The sequence below is a fragment of the Oleiphilus sp. HI0132 genome (assembly GCF_001635845.1).
Map to the genome: position 1 here is coordinate 1 of NZ_LWGJ01000459.1, position 673 is coordinate 673.

Annotated in this window: 1 protein-coding gene; it reads right to left on the minus strand. The window is 45.2% G+C overall.

What is annotated here, in order from left to right:
• Positions 1 to 30: 30 nt before the first annotated feature.
• Positions 31 to 507 carry a cytochrome c maturation protein CcmE gene (gene ccmE, locus A3766_RS05690; protein WP_068510737.1) on the minus strand — a complete coding sequence of 159 codons (477 nt, stop codon included), beginning with the start codon at positions 505 to 507 and terminating at the stop codon, positions 31 to 33.
• Positions 508 to 673 lie beyond the last annotated feature (166 nt).

Consider the following 673-nt stretch of genomic DNA (forward strand, 5'->3'; position numbering starts at 1 on the left):
TGCAAGATGCCCTATTTCTGGTGTAAACATCTACGGCTGTCCTTCTTCGACGGGTTTAGTATGAATGCCTTTTGGCGCGGTGCCACCAGACTTTTCTAAAGCGTCAGCAACTTCGGGCGGCATATAGTTCTCATCGTGCTTGGCTAGAACTTCATCGGCTATAAGAACATTGTTCTCATCGAGCCGGCCAAGCGCTACAATCCCCTGTCCTTCTCTAAAGAGGTCTGGCAGTATTCCTGTATAAGAAACCTCTACGTTTTCTTTATAATCGGTTAGCGCGAAGGTGGTGGCCAAACTATTTTCGCTACGTTTAACGCTTCCCTCTACAACCATGCCTCCAGCACGAATACGAGCGCCCTTTGGGGCCTCTCCTTGTGCGATTTGTGTTGGGTTATAAAATAGATTTATATTTTCCGTCAAAGCGTACATGGCCAGACCAATCACGGTCCCAAACCCAACGAGAAGAAAAATAATAAGTGTAAGGCGTTGTTTGCGCTTAGGGTGCATCAATTATTTCCACCTGAAATCAATACTGAAAGATTAGTAAAATAGTTAGCAAATCGTCTGCTAAGGCTCAGTCTGTGCGGTTTGTTTATTCTTGAGTTCCGTGCGTCGATATCTCTGAGAAAGCTCGCGAAGAATAGACTTTCGTTGCATTAGCGGTTGAACATAG

Coding starts and splice junctions, on each gene's coding strand:
- ccmE (WP_068510737.1), bottom strand. CDS start 507: ATGCACCCTAAGCGCAAACAACGCCTTACACTTATTATTTTTCTTCTC.